Below are 17,390 nucleotides of genomic sequence, written 5' to 3'. Positions count from 1 at the left end.
GCTGTCCAGGACAACTGGAGTCTGTCGCATCCCCTCTCGTGGGGCGGACGCCGGCGCAGCCGGCAGCCACCGCCCGCATCGTGCAACGTGCGTGCGCCGTCGGATCGGCGCGTGGTCTGGAACCGGGGCGAGCGACGTCGGGCACCGTCGTGACGACGCCCCGGACCTCCCCCACTGCCACCGGAACGGTTTCCCGCATGAGCTCTGCGCTGCCCGCTGCCCTCCCCACGTCCGCCACGGCCCCCGAGACCGGCACGTTCGCCGACCTGGGCCTGGCCCCCGACATCCTGTCCGCCGTCACGCGCCTCGGCTTCACCGCGCCGACCCCGGTGCAGGCCCGCACGATCCCCGCGCTGCTCGCGGGCCGCGACGTCGTCGGCGTCGCCCAGACGGGCACCGGCAAGACCGCGGCGTTCGGCCTGCCGCTGCTGCAGCGCGTCGACCCGACCCTCGCCGCCGTGCAGGTGGTCGTGCTGACGCCGACGCGTGAGCTCGCGATGCAGGTCGCCGACGCGATCACGTCGTTCGCCGCCGACATCGACGGCCTGCAGGTCGTCGCGGTGTACGGCGGCTCGCCGTACCTGCCGCAGCAGCGCGCCCTCGCGCGCGGCGCCCAGGTCGTCGTGGGCACGCCGGGCCGCGTCATCGACCACATCGACCGCCGCACGCTCAAGCTCGCCGACGTCAAGTTCCTCGTGCTCGACGAGGCCGACGAGATGCTGCGCATGGGCTTCGCCGAGGACGTCGACCGCGTCCTGTCGGGGACCCCCGCGGGCCGCCAGGTCGCGCTCTTCTCCGCGACCATGCCCCCGCAGATCCGCCGCGTCGCCGACAAGCACCTGGTCGACCCCGTGTCGGTGGCCGTCTCGCGCCAGTCGTCGACGGTCGAGTCGGTCCGCCAGACGTACGCCGTGGTGCCGTTCCGCCACAAGACCGGCGCGCTCGCGCGCGTGCTCGCCGTGAGCGAGGCCGAGGCGGCGATCGTGTTCGTCCGCACCCGCGAGAACGCCGAGGAGGTCGGCAACGCGCTCGTGCAGCGCGGCGTCGCCGCGGCCCACATCTCGGGCGACGTCGCGCAGGCGGACCGCGAGCGGATCGTCGAGCGGCTGCGCTCGGGCCAGCTCGACGTCCTCGTCGCGACCGACGTCGCCGCGCGCGGCCTCGACGTCGAGCGCATCGGCCTGGTCGTCAACCTCGACCTGCCGCGCGAGCCCGAGGCCTACGTGCACCGCATCGGGCGCACCGGCCGCGCGGGCCGCTCGGGCGAGGCGCTGACGTTCGTCACGCCCGCCGAGCGCTCGCGCCTGCGGCAGATCGAGCGGACCACCCGCACGTCGCTCACCGAGATCACCATCCCGACGCCCGCGCAGGTCAGCGCCCACCGCGCCGCCGCACTGCTCGGCAAGACCGCCGACCGCATCGCCGCCGGACGCCTCGAGGTCGTGCGCGACGCCGTGTGCGAGCACATCGAGGCGAACCCGGGCATCGACCTCGTCGACCTGCTCACCGCCGTCGCCGCGCTCGCGGTGGGCGACGACGGTCCGGTCGCCGCGACCGACGGCGAGGACCTGGACAGCGCCGTGCAGCACGCGCGCGAGACGCGCACCGAGGAGTCCCGCGGCGGTCACGTCGCCGGGGCGCGGCGGCGCGCGACGACCACGGGCCCCAGCGGCAACCCGCGCTACCGCGTGGCCGTCGGGCACCGCGACGGCCTGCAGCCGGGTGCGCTCGTCGGGGCGCTCACCGGCGAGGGCGGCCTCACCGGCAAGGACGTGGGCCGCATCGACATCTACGGCAGCTTCGCGCTCGTCGACATCCCCAACGGCCTGACGCCCGAGGCCGTCGACAAGCTCGCCCGCACGCGCGTGGCGGGCCGGCCGCTGCACATCCGCGTCGACACCGGCGGCCCGACCGGCCCCCAGGGCGCGCGTCGCCCGTCGCGCGGGGACCGCGTGCACCGCACGCACTGACACGACGCACGCACGCACGAGGGGCGCCACCGCCACGGTGGCGCCCCTCGTGCCGTCCCGGGCCTCGCACCGGCACGACGCCGCCGGGCCACGGCCGTCCCGGTGGTGCGGGGTCGCGGTCTCAGCGCAGCGCGGTCCGCGGGTCCGTCCTCGCCTGGGCGCGCAGCAGCACCATCTCCACCTCACGCAGCACCTCGTGCGCGTCGCGCAGACCGCGCACCGAGCCCAGCACGCCGACCGCGAGCCGCGGCCCGACGTCCCGCCGCAGGCGCTCGAGCAGCTCCTTCAGCCGCTCCGGCATGCCGTCGGGGCCGACGTCGTCGACGAGGATCACGAAGTCGTCCTCGGCCGTGCGCGCGGTGGTGTCGCCCTCGCGCAGCGGGCGGCGCAGCTGACGCACGACCTCGCGGTGCACGTCCGGGCCGGGGTCGTCGTCGCCGACGCGCTCCTGGACGCGCACGAGCGCGACCGCGCAGTCGTACGAGGGCGACCGTCGGCAGCGCAGCAGCGCGGCCCCCAGCCGGTCGAGCAGCAGCAGGCGGTTGACGAGCCCCGTCTCGGGGTCGTGCAGCGCGTCGCGCTGCAGCGCGATCTCGGCCTCCTTGCGCTCGGTCACGTCCACGAGGGTGCCCACGAGCCGGGCGGGGCAGCCCGCGTCGTCCAGGACCGTGACGGCACGGCACATCATCCAGCGGTAGTCGCCCGACTGCGTGCGCACGCGGTGCTCGAGCTCCAGCGGTGTGCCGCCGCCGCCGAGCTGCGCCGCGATGGCCGCGGACAGCTCGTCCCGGTCGGCCGGGTGCACGCGCTCGAGCCACTCGGCGGGCTGGTCGCCGATCACCTCGTCCGCGTAGCCGAGGGTCTGCTTCCAGCGCGGCGAGTAGTAGACCGTGCCGGCCGACACGTCCCAGTCCCACGTGCCGTCGTGCGCGGCCATCGACGCGAGCGCGTACCGCTCCTCGCTCTCACGCACCGTGTCGGCCAGCGCGCGCTCGCGCGCCGCGGCCTGCTCGAGGGCCTTGCGCTGCTCGCGCAGCGACGCGAGCAGCCGCTCCTGGTCGAGCGCGACCGCGAGCAGCGCCGCCCAGTGGTTGAACCGGTCCCGCGGCTGCGTCGAGCGGGTCTCCACCGTGCCGTCGATCGCGAGCAGGCCCCAGTCGCTGCCGCCGAACGTGACGGGGACGACGAACGTCAGCTCGTTCGAGCCGACCGTGCCCGCCCGGGTGAGCGCGGGCGGCGGGAACTGGCTCGCGGTGGTCCGCACGCCCACGAGCCGCGAGAGCGTGCCCGTCGTGTCGTGCACGCCCACGATCTCCATCTCGCGGTCGCCCGGGCCGCGGTCGTTGCTGGCCCACAGCCCGAGGCACGCGTGGCCGCGCACGCCGCGCGGCAGCCAGCCCAGCGCGCGGGGGCTCGCCCCGTCGCCGCGCAGCAGGTCCATGTCGACCTCGTACTGGTCGACGATCGTGCGCTCGAGCTGGCCGCTGCGCGCGAGCATCGCGCGCGTGCAGCCCTTCGTCACGGCGAGCAGGACGTCGGTCACCGCGCGGCGCAGGGCCGGCGCGTTGTCGGCGCGCGCGGGCGGCAGCGCCGCGACCCGCCGGCACTCGACCGTGCGCAGCACCGTGACCATCTGCTCGAGCGCCTCGGGGTGCGGCTGCAGGGCCGCCGTGAGGTCCGACAACCGCCCGAGCGCGGCGGGCGCCGGCGCCGTCCCGCGCTCGGCGGCCACGTCGAGGGGCTCCTCCACCGCGCGCCACCACGCCTCGCGCGCGTCGTGGCCCGACCGCCGCGCCGTGCCGGACCCGACGGGACCGGCGAACGCGACGTCCGCGAGCCGGCGCAGGAGCGCTCCCCCGACGGTGTCCTCGTCGACGGGCACCGCCGTCGCGGGGGACGTCACCTCGGTGCACCCGCACGACTCGCGGACCACGAGCGAGGACGCCACGCGGTGCTCGCCCGGGGCGACGTCGTCGCCGTGCATGCGCGCGAGCAGCAGGTGCACGGCCTGCTCCCCGACGCGGCCGAAGTGCGGGTCGACGGTCGACAGCCGCGGGCTGACGCGCGCGCCCGAGTCGGCGTGGTCGAACGCCACGACCGCCTGGTCACGCGGCAGGACCAGGCCGTGCGACCGCAGCGCGCGCTGGAAGCCGACCGCGTTGCGGTCGGTCGCGGCGATGACCGCGGTGGTCGGCGTGCCGGCGGCGAGCATGCGCGCCGCGGCGTCGGCACCTCCGAGCTCCTGGTTGTCCGAGGCCTCGTACCACCACGCGTCGTCCGACTCGATGCCGTGCTCGGCGAGCGTCGACCGGTAGGCGGCGAACCGCTCGCGCATGTCGCGCTGGCCGAGGTTCCCCAGGAACCCGATCGCGGTGTGCCCGTGCCACAGCAGGTGCTCGACCGCCTCCCGGACGCCGCCGACGTTGTCCGGCACGACCACGGGGTCGTCCGGGTGGGCCGGGTCCTCGCTGATGAGGACGACCGGGACGCCCCATTCGCGCACGGCCGCGAGCCGCTCGGCGCTGAGCGACTTGCCGATGACGACGAGCCCGTCCACCGCCCCCAGCGCGACCGGCGTGTCGAGGACCGACTCGTCGGGGTAGCGCTCCCGGTCCAGCCCCGCGGGGTACGTCTGGACGGCGACGACCCGGTGGCCGGCACCGCGTGCGGCGCGCGCCACGCCGGCGATCAGCGCCCCGAAGTAGAACCCGCCGACGACCGGCGACAGCACGCCGATCGTCCGTCGCACCGTGGCGGGAACCCCCCGTCGGACCGTCACCATGTCCCACCTCTCGCCCACGCCGTCGGAGCCGAGCTGATGCATTTCACCCGCAACGGGCGCAAGACTAGGTGATCGTGGTCACTCCTGCACATGACACCGGCAAAGATGCTGTCTCTCCCGCGACCGGGGCGCAGCCCGTCGTCGGCGGCCCCGGGGCCCGCCGTCCGACCATCACCGACGTCGCCAAGGCCGCGGGGGTGTCGATCGCCGTCGTGTCGTACGCGCTCAACGGCCGCCCCGGCGTGTCGGCCGCGACGCGCGAGCGCGTGCTGCGCGTCGCGGACGAGTTCGGGTGGCGCCCCAGCGCGGCCGCGCGCTCGATGCGCTCGGGCCCCCGCGCGGTCGGGCTCGTCGTCGACCGCGGGCTGACCGGCCCGGCCGGGTACGGCGCGCACGTCCTCGAGCTCGTGGTCGCGCTCCAGGAGGTGCTCGCGACGCGCGGGCTCGCGCTCGTGCTCCAGGTCGTCGAGGACCTGCCGGCGGCGGTCGGCCTCTACGGCGAGTGGTGGGCAGAGCGGCGGTTCGACGTCATGGTCGTCACCGACGTGCGCGCCGAGGACCCTCGGCTCGACGCGCTGCGGCGCCTGAGGATCCCGGCGGTGGTCGTCGGCGGCGGCGACGTGCCGGGCGAGGTCGCGAACGTCCACGTCGACGACGAGCTCGCCGCCGAGCGGGTCGGCCGCTACCTCATCGAGCTCGGGCACCGTCGTGTCGGGGTGGTCACGGGGCCGGCCGCGCTCCTGCGGACGCGCGCGCGGACCGCCGGGCTGCAGCACGCGCTCGACGCGGGCGGCGCCGTGCTGGTGCACGAGCCGACCGCCGGCTCGCCGGAGGAGGCGGCCGCCGCCGCGCGTCGCCTGCTCACCGGGGACCAGCCGCCCACGGCCGTGGTGTTCGACACCGACCACATGGCCGTGGCCGCGCTCGACGTCGCGCGTCGCACCGGACTGGCCGTGCCGTGGGACGTGTCGGTGGTCGCGCTGTCGGACTCGCCGCTGTGCCGGCTGGCCACGCCTTCGATCACGGCGCTCCCCTCGGTGCACGCCGACCTGGGGACGGCCGTCGGCGAGGCCGTGCTGGCGGTGCTCGACCAGCAGCCGTCACCCGTGCGGCACATCGAGATCGGTGGTCTGGCGGTGCGGGGCAGCACGGGTCCGCGCTCGCGGTGAGCCGAGGGGTGGACCGCCGGCTCGGACGGTCGCGCGGACGTGGCCCGAGTGAGCGCTCACTTGGCTCTGACCTGCGCGGATGCACCTCAGAGCGGGTGAACCTCGGATAACGATTGGGTAACGCGACCGTCCCTAAACGATTCGCGACGATCCCGTCGACGCCGCGCCGTGAAGGAATGCGCAGCAGTCGCCGAGGACTCGTCCTGGGCGACGCGTACCCGTCGCCGCCGAGGGCCGGGTACGACCACCGACCCTGCGGAGGACCCGTGTCCACACACGGCAATCGAACGGCTCGACGGCGCTGGCGCGCCGTCGCGACCGCGGCGACGGCGACGGCGCTCGTCGCAGTGCCGCTGACGCTCGCGAGCACGGCGGCCACGGCCGCCGAGGCGCACGTCGACAACCCGTACGCCGGCGCCAAGCAGTACGTGAACCCCACGTGGGCGGCGACGGTTGAGAGCGCTGCCACACGTGCCGGCGACCCGACGCTGGCGGCCCAGATGCGCACGGTGGCCAAGCAGCCGACCGCCGTGTGGATGGACCGCATCAGCGCGATCACCGGCAACGCGGACGGCAACGGCCTGAAGTTCCACCTCGACGAGGCGCTCAAGCAGAAGTCCGGCAGCCAGCCGCTGGTCTTCAACCTCGTGATCTACAACCTGCCCGGACGCGACTGCTTCGCGCTCGCGTCGAACGGCGAGCTGCCCGCCACCGCCGCCGGTCTGACCCGCTACCAGACCGAGTACATCGACCCGATCGTCGACCTGCTGTCCGACCCGAAGTACCAGGACCTGCGGATCGCGGCGACCATCGAGCCGGACTCGCTGCCGAACCTGGTGACGAACATCTCCGAGCAGGCGTGCCAGCAGTCCGCGCCGTACTACCGCGAGGGCGTCAAGTACGCGCTCGACGAGCTCAAGACGCTGCCGAACGTCTACACGTACCTCGACGCGGCGCACTCCGGCTGGCTGGGCTGGGACTCGAACTCGGGCCCGACCGCCAAGCTGTTCGCGGAGGTCGCGAAGAGCACCAAGAAGGGCTTCGCGTCGATCGACGGCTTCGTCACGAACACCGCGAACTCGACGCCGCTCGCCGAGCCGTTCCTGCCGAACCCGAACCTCCAGGTCGGCTCGGCTCAGGTCCGCTCGGCCAAGTTCTACGAGTGGAACCCGGACTTCGGCGAGCACGCGTGGACCGCGCAGCTGCACCGCCTGCTGGTCGCGGAGGGCTTCCCGGCGTCGACGGGCATGCTCATCGACACCTCGCGCAACGGCTGGGGCGGCCCGGACCGTCCGACGAAGGTCTCGACCAGCACCAACGTCGACACCTACGTCAACGAGTCGCGCATCGACCGCCGCAACCACCGCGGTGCGTGGTGCAACCCGCTGGGCGCCGGCATCGGCGAGCTCCCGCGGGCCACGCCGGCCGACGCGCCGGCGGACTCCTACCTCGACGCGTACGTGTGGATCAAGCCCCCGGGCGAGTCCGACGGCGCGTCGAAGGAGATCCCGAACGACCAGGGCAAGAGCTTCGACCGCATGTGCGACCCGACCTACGTCGCCCCCAAGCTGAGCAACCTGCCGACGGGCGCCACGCCCGACGCTCCGCTCGCGGGCCAGTGGTTCGAGGCGCAGTTCAAGACGCTGGTCAAGAACGCGTACCCGGTCATCCCGGCCGACGGCACGACGCCCACGCCGACCCCGACGCCCACGCCGACGGTCACGCCGACGCCCACCCCGACGCCGACACCGACGGTCACCCCGACGCCCACGCCGACGCCGACGGTCACCCCGACCCCGACGCCGACCGTGACGCCGACCCCCACGCCCACGCCCACGCAGAACCCGGGCGGCACGTGCAGCGTGAGCTACACGGCCAGCAGCTGGAACTCGGGCTTCACGGCCTCGGTGCGCGTGAAGAACACGGGCACGACCGCGCTGTCGGGCTGGACGCTGAGGTTCGCGTTCGCGAACGGCCAGACCGTGCAGCAGGGCTGGAGCGCCACGTGGGCGCAGTCCGGCTCCACGGTGACGGCGACCAACGCGGCGTGGAACGGTGCGCTCGCGCCGGGCGCGTCGGTGGACATCGGCTTCAACGGCTCCCACTCGGGCACCAACACGGCACCGACGTCCTTCACGCTCAACGGCACCACCTGCCAGGTGGGCTGACGAGCCCCCGGACGCCGACGCGTCCGACGTGACGACGAAGGGCCCTCCCGGACCGCTCCGGGAGGGCCCTTCGCGGCGGGTCCGCCACCGGCGGCCCCGCTCCCCCGACCCGCTCCTCGCACCCAGGAGAACCGTGACCAGCTCTCGCGTGCGCCGCGTGCGCACCGCGCTCGGAGGCGTCCTCGCCGCCGGCGCCCTCGCCCTCCCCCTCGCACTGTCGGCAGCCCCCGCGCAGGCCGCCGCGACACCCGACTGGCTGCACACGCGCGGCAACCAGATCGTCGACGCCTCCGGCAAGGAGGTGTGGCTGACCGGCGTCAACTGGTTCGGCTTCAACGCCTCCGAGCGCGTGTTCCACGGCCTGTGGTCGGCGAACATGCGCACGCTGACCAAGGGCATCGCCGACCGCGGCATGAACGTCGTGCGCGTGCCGATCTCGACGCAGCTGCTGCTCGAGTGGAAGGCCGGCACGTTCCTCAAGCCGAACGTCAACGAGTACGCCAACCCCGAGCTCGCGGGCCTCAACAGCCTGCAGATCTTCGAGAAGTGGCTCGACATGTGCGAGGAGTACGGCCTCAAGGTCTTCCTCGACGTGCACAGCGCGGAGGCCGACAACTCCGGCCACGTCCACCCCGTGTGGTGGAAGGGCGACATCACCACCGAGGACGTGTACACCGGGTGGGAGTGGGCCGCGACGCGCTGGAAGGACGACGACACGATCATCGGCGCGGACATCAAGAACGAGCCGCACGGCACGCAGGGCGCCACCGAGCGCGCCAAGTGGGACGGGTCGACCGACAAGGACAACTTCAAGCACTTCGCGCAGACCGCGTCGCGCAAGGTGCTCGCGATCAACCCGAACTGGCTGGTCTTCATCGAGGGCGTCGAGGTCTACCCCAAGCCGGGCGTGCCGTGGACGTCGACCGGCCTGACGGACTACTACGGCACGTGGTGGGGCGGGAACCTGCGCGGCGTGCGGGACTTCCCGATCGACCTCGGGGCGAACCAGGACCAGCTCGTGTACTCGCCGCACGACTACGGACCGCTCGTGTACGAGCAGAAGTGGTTCGCGGGCGACTTCGACCGCGCGAGCCTCGAGCGCGACGTGTGGGACCCGAACTGGCTGTACCTCCACAAGGAGAACACCGCTCCGCTGCTCATCGGCGAGTGGGGCGGGTTCATGGACGGCGGCCGCAACGAGCGCTGGATGGTCGCGCTGCGCGACCTCATCGCCGACCGTCGCCTGAGCCACACGTTCTGGGTGCTCAACCCGAACTCCGGCGACACCGGTGGTCTGCTCGGCTACGACTGGGCGACGTGGGACGAGGAGAAGTACGCGCTGCTGAAGCCCGCGCTGTGGCAGCAGGGCGGCAAGTTCGTGGGGCTCGACCACGACGTGCCCCTCGGCGGCGTCGGCAGCGCGACCGGCATATCGCTGTCGCAGGCCACGGGCGGCGGCCCGTCCCCGACCGCCACGCCCACCCCCACGCCGACGCCCACGCCCACCCCCACGCCGACGCCGACGCCGACGCCGACGCCGAGCGTCACCCCCACCCCGACCACCACACCCACGCCGACCGCGAGCCCCACCACGCCCACGGGCTCGTGCACGGTGCGCTACACCGCGAGCTCGTGGAGCTCGGGGCTGACGGGTGCGGTGCGGCTGACGAACACGGGCGCGGCGCGGCAGTCCTGGACGCTGCGCTTCACGCTCCCCGCCGGCGTCACGGTCACGCAGGGCTGGGGCGGCACGTGGTCCCAGACGGGCGCGACCGTGACGGTCACGAGCGCGGCCTGGAACGGCGCCCTCGCGAGCGGCGGCACGGCCGAGATCGGGTTCAACGCGTCGCACGGCGGCGGCACGCCGGCCGCCGCGTCCGGCTTCACGCTCGACGGCGCCACCTGCACCACGGCCTGACGACGCACGCGCGACGGCCCGCCACCTGCACGCGGGGTGGCGGGCCGTCGCGCGCGGCGAGGCCGGGCGCCGGGTCTCAGGCGCGCGCGAGCGCGTCCCGCAGCGCTGCGAGGAGGTCGTCGACGTCCTGCGCGGTGGTGTCGAACGCGCACATGAGGCGCACGGTGCCGTCGGCGTGGTCCCAGTCGTAGAACCGCCAGCGGCGGCGCAGCTCGGCCGCGACCGCGGCCGGCAGGCGGACGAACACCGCGTTCGCCTCGGTGGGCTGCGTGACGTCGAGGGTCCCGATCGCGTCGACGCCCGCGCGCAGGCGCGCGGCCATCGCGTTGGCGTGCGCGGCCGAGCGCAGCCACAGGTCGCCCTCGAGCAGCGCGACGAGCTGCGCCGACACGAACCGCATCTTCGAGGCGAGCTGCATGCCGGACTTGCGCAGGTACCCCACGCCGTCGACCGCGGCCGGGTCGAGCACGACGACGGCCTCGCCGAGCAGCAGCCCGTTCTTGGTGCCGCCGAGCGACACGACGTCGACGCCGCAGTCCGTGGTCAGCGCGCGCAGCGGCAGCCCGAGGCTCGCAGCCGCGTTCGCGAGCCGCGCACCGTCGACGTGCACGCGCATGCCGAGCGCGTGGGCCTGGTCGCACAGCGCGCGCACCTGGTCGGGCGTGTACACCGTGCCGAGCTCGGTGGACTGCGTGAGCGACACGACGCCCGGCTGCGCGCGGTGCACGTCGCCGAAGCCCCACGCCTGCCGCTCGACGAGCTCGGGCGTCAGGCGTCCGTCGGGTGCGGGGACCGTGAGCAGCTTGAGGCCGCCGACGCGCTCCGGCGCCGCGTTCTCGTCGTTCTGCACGTGCGCGGCCTCGGTGCACACGACCGCACCCCAGCGCGGCAGCATCGCCTGCAGCGCGACGACGTTGGCACCCGTGCCGTTGAGCACCGGGTACGCGGTGGCCGACTCGCCGAGGTGACCCCGCACGACGTCCTGCAGGCGCTCGGTCCAGGGGTCGTCGCCGTACGCGGGGACGTGCCCGACGTTGGCGGCGACGATCGCGTCGAGGACCTCGGGGTGCACCCCCGCGTAGTTGTCGGAGGCGAAGTGGCGGGCGGGCTGCGGGTCGGTCACGGCACCAGTCTCGCCGACGCGGACGCGTGGTCCGGCGCTCGTCGTGCGCCGCCGGGACGGCGCGGGCATGATCCGTGCAGCCCGACGCAGCGCAGGAGGACGGCATGACCCGCACGGCCCCCGACGACCCCCGTCCCGACCCGGACGCGGACGTCCCCGGCGACGGCCGGCACGAGACCTACACCGAGCGCATGGACCGCAACTGGGACGAGCTGCTCCAGGAGCTGCGCGTGACGCAGACCGGTGCGCAGATCCTCACCGGGTTCCTGCTGACCATCCCGTTCCAGTCGGGGTTCGCCGACCTCGACGCGTACCAGCGCGACCTGTACCTCGTGCTGGTCGTGCTCGCGGCGCTCGCGACCGTGCTGATCATCGCGCCCGTGTCGCTGCACCGGCTGCTGTTCCGCCGCCGCCTCAAGCCGCAGCTCGTCGACGCGGGCCACCGGTTCGCGCGCGGCGGCCTCGCGGCCCTCGCGCTCGTGCTCACGGGTGCGGTCATGCTGCTGTTCGACGTCGTGCTCACGCGCACGGCGGGCCGGGTGTCCGCGGGCGTGCTCGTGGTCGTCATCACGCTCGCGTGGGTCGTGCTGCCGCACGTCATCGCGCGCCGCGCCGACGACGACCCCGAGGCGCGACCCGGAGGCGACCACCGGGCCTGACGTCGCCGCCGACGACCCGGGCGACCGGGCCCGGACGCGACGACGCCCCGGCCCGCGCGCGGCGGACCGGGGCGTCAGGGGCGTGCGTCAGCCCTGGACGGCGCGCTTGAGGGCGCTGCCCGCGGTGATCTTCACGCGGTGACCCGCCGGGATCTCGAGCTTCTCGCCGGTCTGCGGGTTGACACCCGTGCGGGCGGCGCGGTCCGCGCTGGCCACCGCGAGGAAGCCGGGGATGGACACGCCGCCACCGGCGGCGAGCTGCTCCACGACGACCTCCTGGAAGGCCTTGAGGGCCTTGTCGGCGTCGGTGTTGGTCAGGCCGGCCTTGGCCGCGACGGCCTGGACGAGCTCGGTGCGGTTGACGCTCACGTCGGGTGCTCCTTGGTACTCGGTTCGCTGCCCCGGTCGATCACCGGCCGGGGCGGTGCCGCACGACGCGCGTGCGCACGGCCTCCGACCCTAACGGCGCGGAGCCCGCTCGGCGCACCGCGACGGGCGTGTCGCGTCAACGTCGGCCCCGCGCGCGGACCTCCTGCGCGCTGCGCGTCGTCACGACGCGCTCGGGTCCGATGCCGTGCGCGGCGGCGCGCTCGCAGCCCGCGCGGAGCCAGTCGAGCTGCCCGGGGGCGTGCGCGTCGGAGTCGATCGTGAACTCGCAGCCCGCGTCGACGGCGACCTGCAGCAGCGCGTGCGGCGGGTCGAGCCGGTCGGGCCGGCTGTTGATCTCGACGGCGACGCCGTGCTCGGCGCACGCGTCGAACACCGCACGGGCGTCGAAGTCGCTGGGCGGCCGCGGGCGCCCGGTCAGGCGGCGGCCCGTGCAGTGCCCGAGCACGTCGGTGCGCGGGTCCCGCACCGCGGCGAGCATGCGGCGCGTCATCGCGTCACGGTCCATGCGGAGCTTCGAGTGCACCGACGCGACGACCACGTCGAGCTCGTCGAGCAGGTCGGGGTCCTGGTCGAGCGTGCCGTCGTCGAGGACGTCGACCTCGATGCCGCTCAGCACCTCGAACGGCGCGACCGCGGGGCGCAGCGCGGCGAGCTGGTCGAGCTGGGCCCGCAGGCGTGCGGCGCTGAGCCCGTGGGCGACCGTGAGGCGCGGCGAGTGGTCGGTGACCGCGACGTACTCGCGCCCCAGCTCGAGGGCCGCCAGCACCATCTCCTGCACGGGCGCCGAGCCGTCGCTCGCCTCGGTGTGCGTGTGCAGGTCGCCGCGCAGCGCACCGTGCAGCCGGGCCGCGGCGTCCGGCAGTGCGTCGTCGGCGGCCCGGGCCTGCGCCTCGAGCTCGTCGAGCGTCGGGACGTCGCGGCCCGCGAGCACGCGTGCGACGACGTCGGCGGTCGTGGCCCCGACGCCCGGCAGGTCGGTGAGCGAGCCCGCGTCCGCCAGCGCGGCGACGCGGTCGGCGGGCTGCGCCTCGACCGTGCGCGCCGCCGTGCGGTAGGCCTCCGAGCGGTAGCCGCTCGCCTGCGCGCGCTCGAGCAGGAGCGCGACGCGCCGCAGCGTCGCGACCGCGTCGGCGACGCGACCGTGCGGGTCGTCGTCCGTCACGACGTCGTCACGAGGCCTTGCTGCGTGCCTTGCGGCGCGCGGGGGTCGCGTCCCCGTCGTCGGCGGACTTCTTCGCCGGCGCCTTCTTCGCCGCGGTCTTCTTCGCGGGCGCCTTGCTCGCGGGCGCGTCCTTCGCCGCGCCCTTCGCCGTGCCCTTCGCGGTGGATGACGACGACGTGCTCGCGCGGCCCTTCGCCGCGCCGCCCGTCGCGCCGCGCGCCGTCGACGCCGACCGCCTCGACGACTTCTGCGAACCCGCGCCCGCACCCGCCGAGCCCTCGTCCGCGTCCTCGCCGCGCGCGGCACGCGCCTTGTCGACCGACCGCTGCAGCGCCGCCAGCAGGTCCACGACCTCCGCCCCGCCCTCGGACGAGCCCTCCTCCTCCGGCGGCGCCGCGGGGGCCCGCGTGTCCCCCGACGACACCTTCGCCGCGATGAGCTCCTCGAGGGCCGTGACGTACGCGTCCTCGTACTGCGACGGGTCGAAGTCGGCCGCGAGCGACTCCACGAGCGACGACGCCATCGTCAGCTCCTGCGGGCGCACGCTCACGTCGTCGTCGAGCACCGGGAAGTCGGCCTCGCGCACCTCGTCCGGCCACAGCAGCGTCTGCAGCACGATGACCTTGTCCCGCACGCGCAGCACCGCCATCGACTCGCGCTGCCGGATCGCGACCTTCACCACCGCGACGCGGTCCGTCTGCTCGAGCGCACCGCGCAGCAGCGCGTACGGCTTCGCCGCCGTGCGGTCCGGCTCCAGGTAGTACGTCTTCTGCAGCAGGATCGGGTCGACCTGCTCGGCCGGCACGAACTCCAGCACCTCGATCTCGCGCTCGGTCGACAGCGGCAGCTGGTCGAAGTCCTCGTCCGTGAGCACGACCAGCTCACCGTCCTCGGTCTCGTACCCCTTCGCGATGTCGGCCCACTCGACCTGCTCGCCGTCCAGGCTGCAGACCTTGCGGTAGCGGATGCGGCCACCGTCCTCGCGGTGCACCTGGTGCAGCCGCACCTCGTGCTCCCCCGTCGCGGCGTACAGCCGCACCGGCACGTTCACCAGGCCGAAGGCCACGGCGCCCTTCCAGATCGCCCGCACGCCACGTCCTCCTCGTCGCCGCCCGTGCAGCGCCGCACCTGGGCGCACACCGCGCCCGCAGCACCGTCCCCGGGCAGGATGGACCCGTGGAGCCCATGCTCGCCACCCCAGCGCCGAGAGGCACCGCGCTGCCGCGGGGCGCAGCGTGGGTGTTCGAGGTCAAGTGGGACGGCGTCCGGGTCCTCGCCGACGTCCGCGACGGCACGCTGCACCTCACGAGCCGCAACGGCCGCGACGTCACGCCCGCCTACCCCGAGCTCGCGGCGCTCGCGGACCTCGGCGACGTGCTCCTCGATGGCGAGGTCGTGCTCCTCGACGCGGGCGTCCCGTCCTTCGCGGCCCTCGCCGAGCGCATGCACGTGCGCGAGCCGCGCCGCGCCGCCGCGCTCGCCGCCGCCCGGCCCGTGACCTACCTCGTGTTCGACGTCCTGCGCCGCGACGGCCACGACCTCGCGCCGCTGCCCCTCGAGACGCGCCGCGCCGTGCTCGACGCGCTCGACCTGCCCGACCACGTGCAGGCCTCCCCCTGGTACGACGACGGCGACGACCTGTGGCAGGTCACCCGCGCGCACGGGCTCGAGGGCGTCGTCGCCAAGCGCCGCGACGCGCCCTACCGTGCCGGGCGCCGCTCGGCGGACTGGGTCAAGGCCGCGCACCGCCGCACCCGCACCGCGCTCGTCGGCGGCTGGCGCCCGCAGTCCACCGGCACCGGTCACCTCGGCGCCGTGCTGCTCGGCGCACCCGACGCCGCGGGCGACCTGCGGTACCTCGGGCGCGCCGGGTCCGGCCTCACGGTGCTGGGAGCCCGCGGCCTGCGCACCGTGCTGCAGACCCACGAGCGCGCCACCAGCCCGTTCGCCGACCCCGTGCCACCGGTCGACGCGCGCGGCACCGTGTGGGTCGAGCCCGTCGTCCTGGTCGACACCCGGTACCTCGTGCGCACGCCGTCGGGCCGGCTGCGTCAGCCCGTCGTGCGGGGCCTGCGCACCGACACGACGCCCGACCCGTGGGAGCAGGAGTGAGCGACCGCGCACCCACGCCGCGACGCGCCGCTCTCGGATGGCGAGGCCGCGTCGGTGCTGGCAGCGTGGACGTCACCCGGGCCGCAGCGGCCCGTACCCGCACGTGAAGGAGTGGACATGGCCCGCGATCTGCCGAAGTACACCGTCCCGTCGCTCACCCCCGAGGACGGCGCGAAGGTGGCGGAGATCCTGCAGGGACGCCTCAACGCGCTCAACGACCTCGCGCTGACCCTCAAGCACATCCACTGGAACGTCGTCGGCCCGCACTTCATCGCGGTGCACGAGATGCTCGACCCGCAGGTCGACGCCGTGCGCCTCATGGTCGACGCGATCGCCGAGCGCATCGCGACGCTCGGCGTCGCGCCCGTCGGCACGCCCGGCGCCCTCGTGAAGGCCCGCACGTGGGACGACTACTCGATCGGCCGCGCCAGCACGACCGAGCACCTCGGCGCGCTCGACGAGGTCTACGTCGGCGTCATCACCGACCACCGCGAGGCCGCCGCCGCGACGGAGGAGCTCGACACCGTCACCAACGACCTGCTGGTCGGGCACCTGCACGAGCTCGAGCTGTTCCACTGGTTCGTCCGCGCGCACCTCGAGTCCTCGGGCGGCGCGCTGTCGACCGACGGCGAGAGCACCGAGGAAGGCGCGGCGCAGGCCGCCGCGTCGGCCGCTCGCACGGCACCGTGACGGCACGGCACCGCTCGGCGGCGCCGCCCACCGCAGCTCCCGTCCCCGCCCGGGCCACGACGCCCGGCGGGGACGGCCTGCGTACGGGCCGCGTCACGCCACCCCTGGAGAACCCCGACGGCTCGCCCGTGCGGCGCCCGCACCTCGCGGCACGCCTCGAGGACAGGTTCGACGCCGCGCTCGCGGGCGTTCTGCGCCGCCGCGGCTGGACGGTGCGCATCGTCGGCTTCGTGGGCTACGGCACCGCGGGGCGTGTGCGCGTGCTCGCGCGCACGCTGCTCGCGTCCCCGCAGGTGCACGAGCGCGACCTGCCCGACGCGGGCGGTGCGGCGCAGGCCGGCGAGCGTCCCGCGCCCTCGGTGCGCGGGTGGCGGTCGTTCTTCACGGCGTCGGTCGCCGGTGCGCCCGTCGAGGTGACCGTCGGCGGCCGCACGCACCGCCTCACGACCGACCGCGGCGGCTACCTCGACGCGGTCGTCGAGGCCGACCTCGCACCCGGGTGGCACGACGTCACCCTGACGTCGATCGACGACGCGCGCACGACCGCACGCGTGGTGGTCGTCGGGCCCGAGCCCACCGTCGGGATCGTCAGCGACGTCGACGACACCGTCATGGTCACGCGACTGCCACGTCCGCTGGTCGCGGCGTGGAACCAGTTCGTGCGGCACGAGAACGCGCGCGAGGCCGTGCCCGGCATGGCGCGGCTCTACCACGAGCTGCGCGCGACGCGCCCCGACTCCCCCGTGGTGTACCTGTCGACCGGGGCGTGGAACGCCGCGCCCGCGATCGGCCGCTTCCTGCGCCGGCACGACTACCCCGCCGGTCCGCTGCTGCTGACGGACTGGGGCCCCACCAACACGGGCGTGTTCCGCAGCGGGCAGCGGCACAAGGTCACGCAGCTGCGACGGCTGTTCGCCGAGCTGCCGCAGGTGCGCTGGCTGCTCGTGGGCGACGACGGCCAGCACGACCCGCAGATCTACGCAGGCGCCGTCGAGCACCACCGCGACCGCGTCGCGGGCGTGCTGATCCGGCAGCTCACGGCCGCCGAGCACGTGCTGTCGCACGGTCTGCCCGGGGCGACGGCGCAGCAGGAGGAGTCCGAGGAGAGCGCCGACGCCCCGGGGGTCGTGCTGCTGCAGGGGGCCGACGGCGAGGAGCTGCTGGCCCGGGCGCGCGAGGCAGGGCTGGTGGACTGACCTCGGCCGACGAGCCGTGGACCCGCGGGGGCCGACCGACGAGGTCGGCCC

Annotated in this window: 13 protein-coding genes; 8 read left to right on the top strand and 5 right to left on the bottom strand. The window is 74.9% G+C overall.

The features are described 5' to 3' along the window. Window positions 1-197 precede the first annotated feature (197 nt). Entirely contained in the window at window positions 198-1,970 is a 1,773-nt protein-coding gene (locus CS2_RS08255; RefSeq protein WP_070319604.1) for a DEAD/DEAH box helicase, read from the top strand. A gap of 121 nt (window positions 1,971-2,091) precedes the next feature. Here CS2_RS08255 and CS2_RS08250 read toward each other — a convergent pair whose 3' ends face one another. Next, on the bottom strand, window positions 2,092-4,701 hold the full coding sequence (locus tag CS2_RS08250) for a substrate-binding domain-containing protein (protein ID WP_233421117.1): 2,610 nt from the start codon (window positions 4,699-4,701) through the stop codon (window positions 2,092-2,094). A gap of 125 nt (window positions 4,702-4,826) precedes the next feature. Here CS2_RS08250 and CS2_RS08245 point away from each other — a divergent pair, with 125 nt between their 5' ends. The 3 genes from CS2_RS08245 to CS2_RS08235 all read left to right on the top strand — a co-directional run bounded on the left by CS2_RS08245 (window position 4,827) and on the right by CS2_RS08235 (window position 10,007). Next, window positions 4,827-5,921, top strand: a complete 1,095-nt coding sequence (locus CS2_RS08245; protein WP_082131690.1) for a LacI family DNA-binding transcriptional regulator — start codon at window positions 4,827-4,829, stop codon at window positions 5,919-5,921. A gap of 266 nt (window positions 5,922-6,187) precedes the next feature. After that, window positions 6,188-8,089: a glycoside hydrolase family 6 protein gene (locus tag CS2_RS08240; RefSeq protein ID WP_070319602.1), complete on the top strand. Its 1,902-nt coding sequence runs from the start codon at window positions 6,188-6,190 to the stop codon at window positions 8,087-8,089. Between the two features lie 133 nt (window positions 8,090-8,222). Further along, window positions 8,223-10,007, top strand: coding sequence for a cellulase family glycosylhydrolase (locus CS2_RS08235; protein ID WP_070319601.1), 1,785 nt, complete (start codon window positions 8,223-8,225; stop codon window positions 10,005-10,007). Window positions 10,008-10,083: 76 nt separating this feature from the next. Here the strand turns inward: CS2_RS08235 and CS2_RS08230 are convergent, their stop codons facing one another. After that, a complete protein-coding gene (locus CS2_RS08230) occupies window positions 10,084-11,199 on the bottom strand; it encodes a threonine aldolase family protein (RefSeq protein WP_070319600.1) in 1,116 nt (371 codons plus the stop codon). A gap of 35 nt (window positions 11,200-11,234) precedes the next feature. Here CS2_RS08230 and CS2_RS08225 point away from each other — a divergent pair, with 35 nt between their 5' ends. After that, window positions 11,235-11,789, top strand: a complete 555-nt coding sequence (locus CS2_RS08225; RefSeq protein ID WP_070319626.1) for a DUF6328 family protein — start codon at window positions 11,235-11,237, stop codon at window positions 11,787-11,789. Between the two features lie 87 nt (window positions 11,790-11,876). Here the strand turns inward: CS2_RS08225 and CS2_RS08220 are convergent, their stop codons facing one another. From CS2_RS08220 to ku, 3 genes are all read right to left on the bottom strand, one after another. Next, on the bottom strand, window positions 11,877-12,158 hold the full coding sequence (locus CS2_RS08220; RefSeq protein WP_046528422.1) for an HU family DNA-binding protein: 282 nt from the start codon (window positions 12,156-12,158) through the stop codon (window positions 11,877-11,879). Between the two features lie 136 nt (window positions 12,159-12,294). Then, complete coding sequence (locus CS2_RS08215) at window positions 12,295-13,341, bottom strand: PHP domain-containing protein (RefSeq protein WP_070319599.1); 1,047 nt, start codon at window positions 13,339-13,341, stop codon at window positions 12,295-12,297. A gap of 7 nt (window positions 13,342-13,348) precedes the next feature. Then, entirely contained in the window at window positions 13,349-14,431 is a 1,083-nt protein-coding gene (ku, locus tag CS2_RS08210; protein ID WP_070319598.1) for a non-homologous end joining protein Ku, read from the bottom strand. Between the two features lie 95 nt (window positions 14,432-14,526). On the opposite strand from ku, the gene ligD reads away from it, so the two are divergent. The 3 genes from ligD (at window position 14,527) to CS2_RS08195 (ending at window position 17,339) form a co-directional block, all read left to right on the top strand. Continuing rightward, the gene (ligD, locus tag CS2_RS08205; RefSeq protein ID WP_070319625.1) at window positions 14,527-15,453 is read left to right on the top strand and encodes a non-homologous end-joining DNA ligase; all 927 of its coding nucleotides are present in this window, start codon (window positions 14,527-14,529) and stop codon (window positions 15,451-15,453) included. Window positions 15,454-15,570: 117 nt separating this feature from the next. Beyond that, window positions 15,571-16,143 (top strand): Dps family protein, encoded by a 573-nt coding sequence (locus CS2_RS08200; RefSeq protein ID WP_046528424.1) that lies wholly within the window; start codon window positions 15,571-15,573, stop codon window positions 16,141-16,143. Beyond that, complete coding sequence (locus CS2_RS08195) at window positions 16,140-17,339, top strand: App1 family protein phosphatidate phosphatase (RefSeq protein WP_082739974.1); 1,200 nt, start codon at window positions 16,140-16,142, stop codon at window positions 17,337-17,339. The genes CS2_RS08200 and CS2_RS08195 overlap by 4 nt, the downstream gene beginning before the upstream one ends. Window positions 17,340-17,390: the final 51 nt, after the last annotated feature.

It is taken from the genome of Cellulomonas iranensis NBRC 101100 = JCM 18110, from assembly GCF_001552375.1.
Lineage (GTDB): Bacteria > Actinomycetota > Actinomycetes > Actinomycetales > Cellulomonadaceae > Cellulomonas > Cellulomonas iranensis.
Note: the sequence above shows the minus strand (reverse complement) of the source record. Positions and strands in the feature narration are given on the sequence as shown.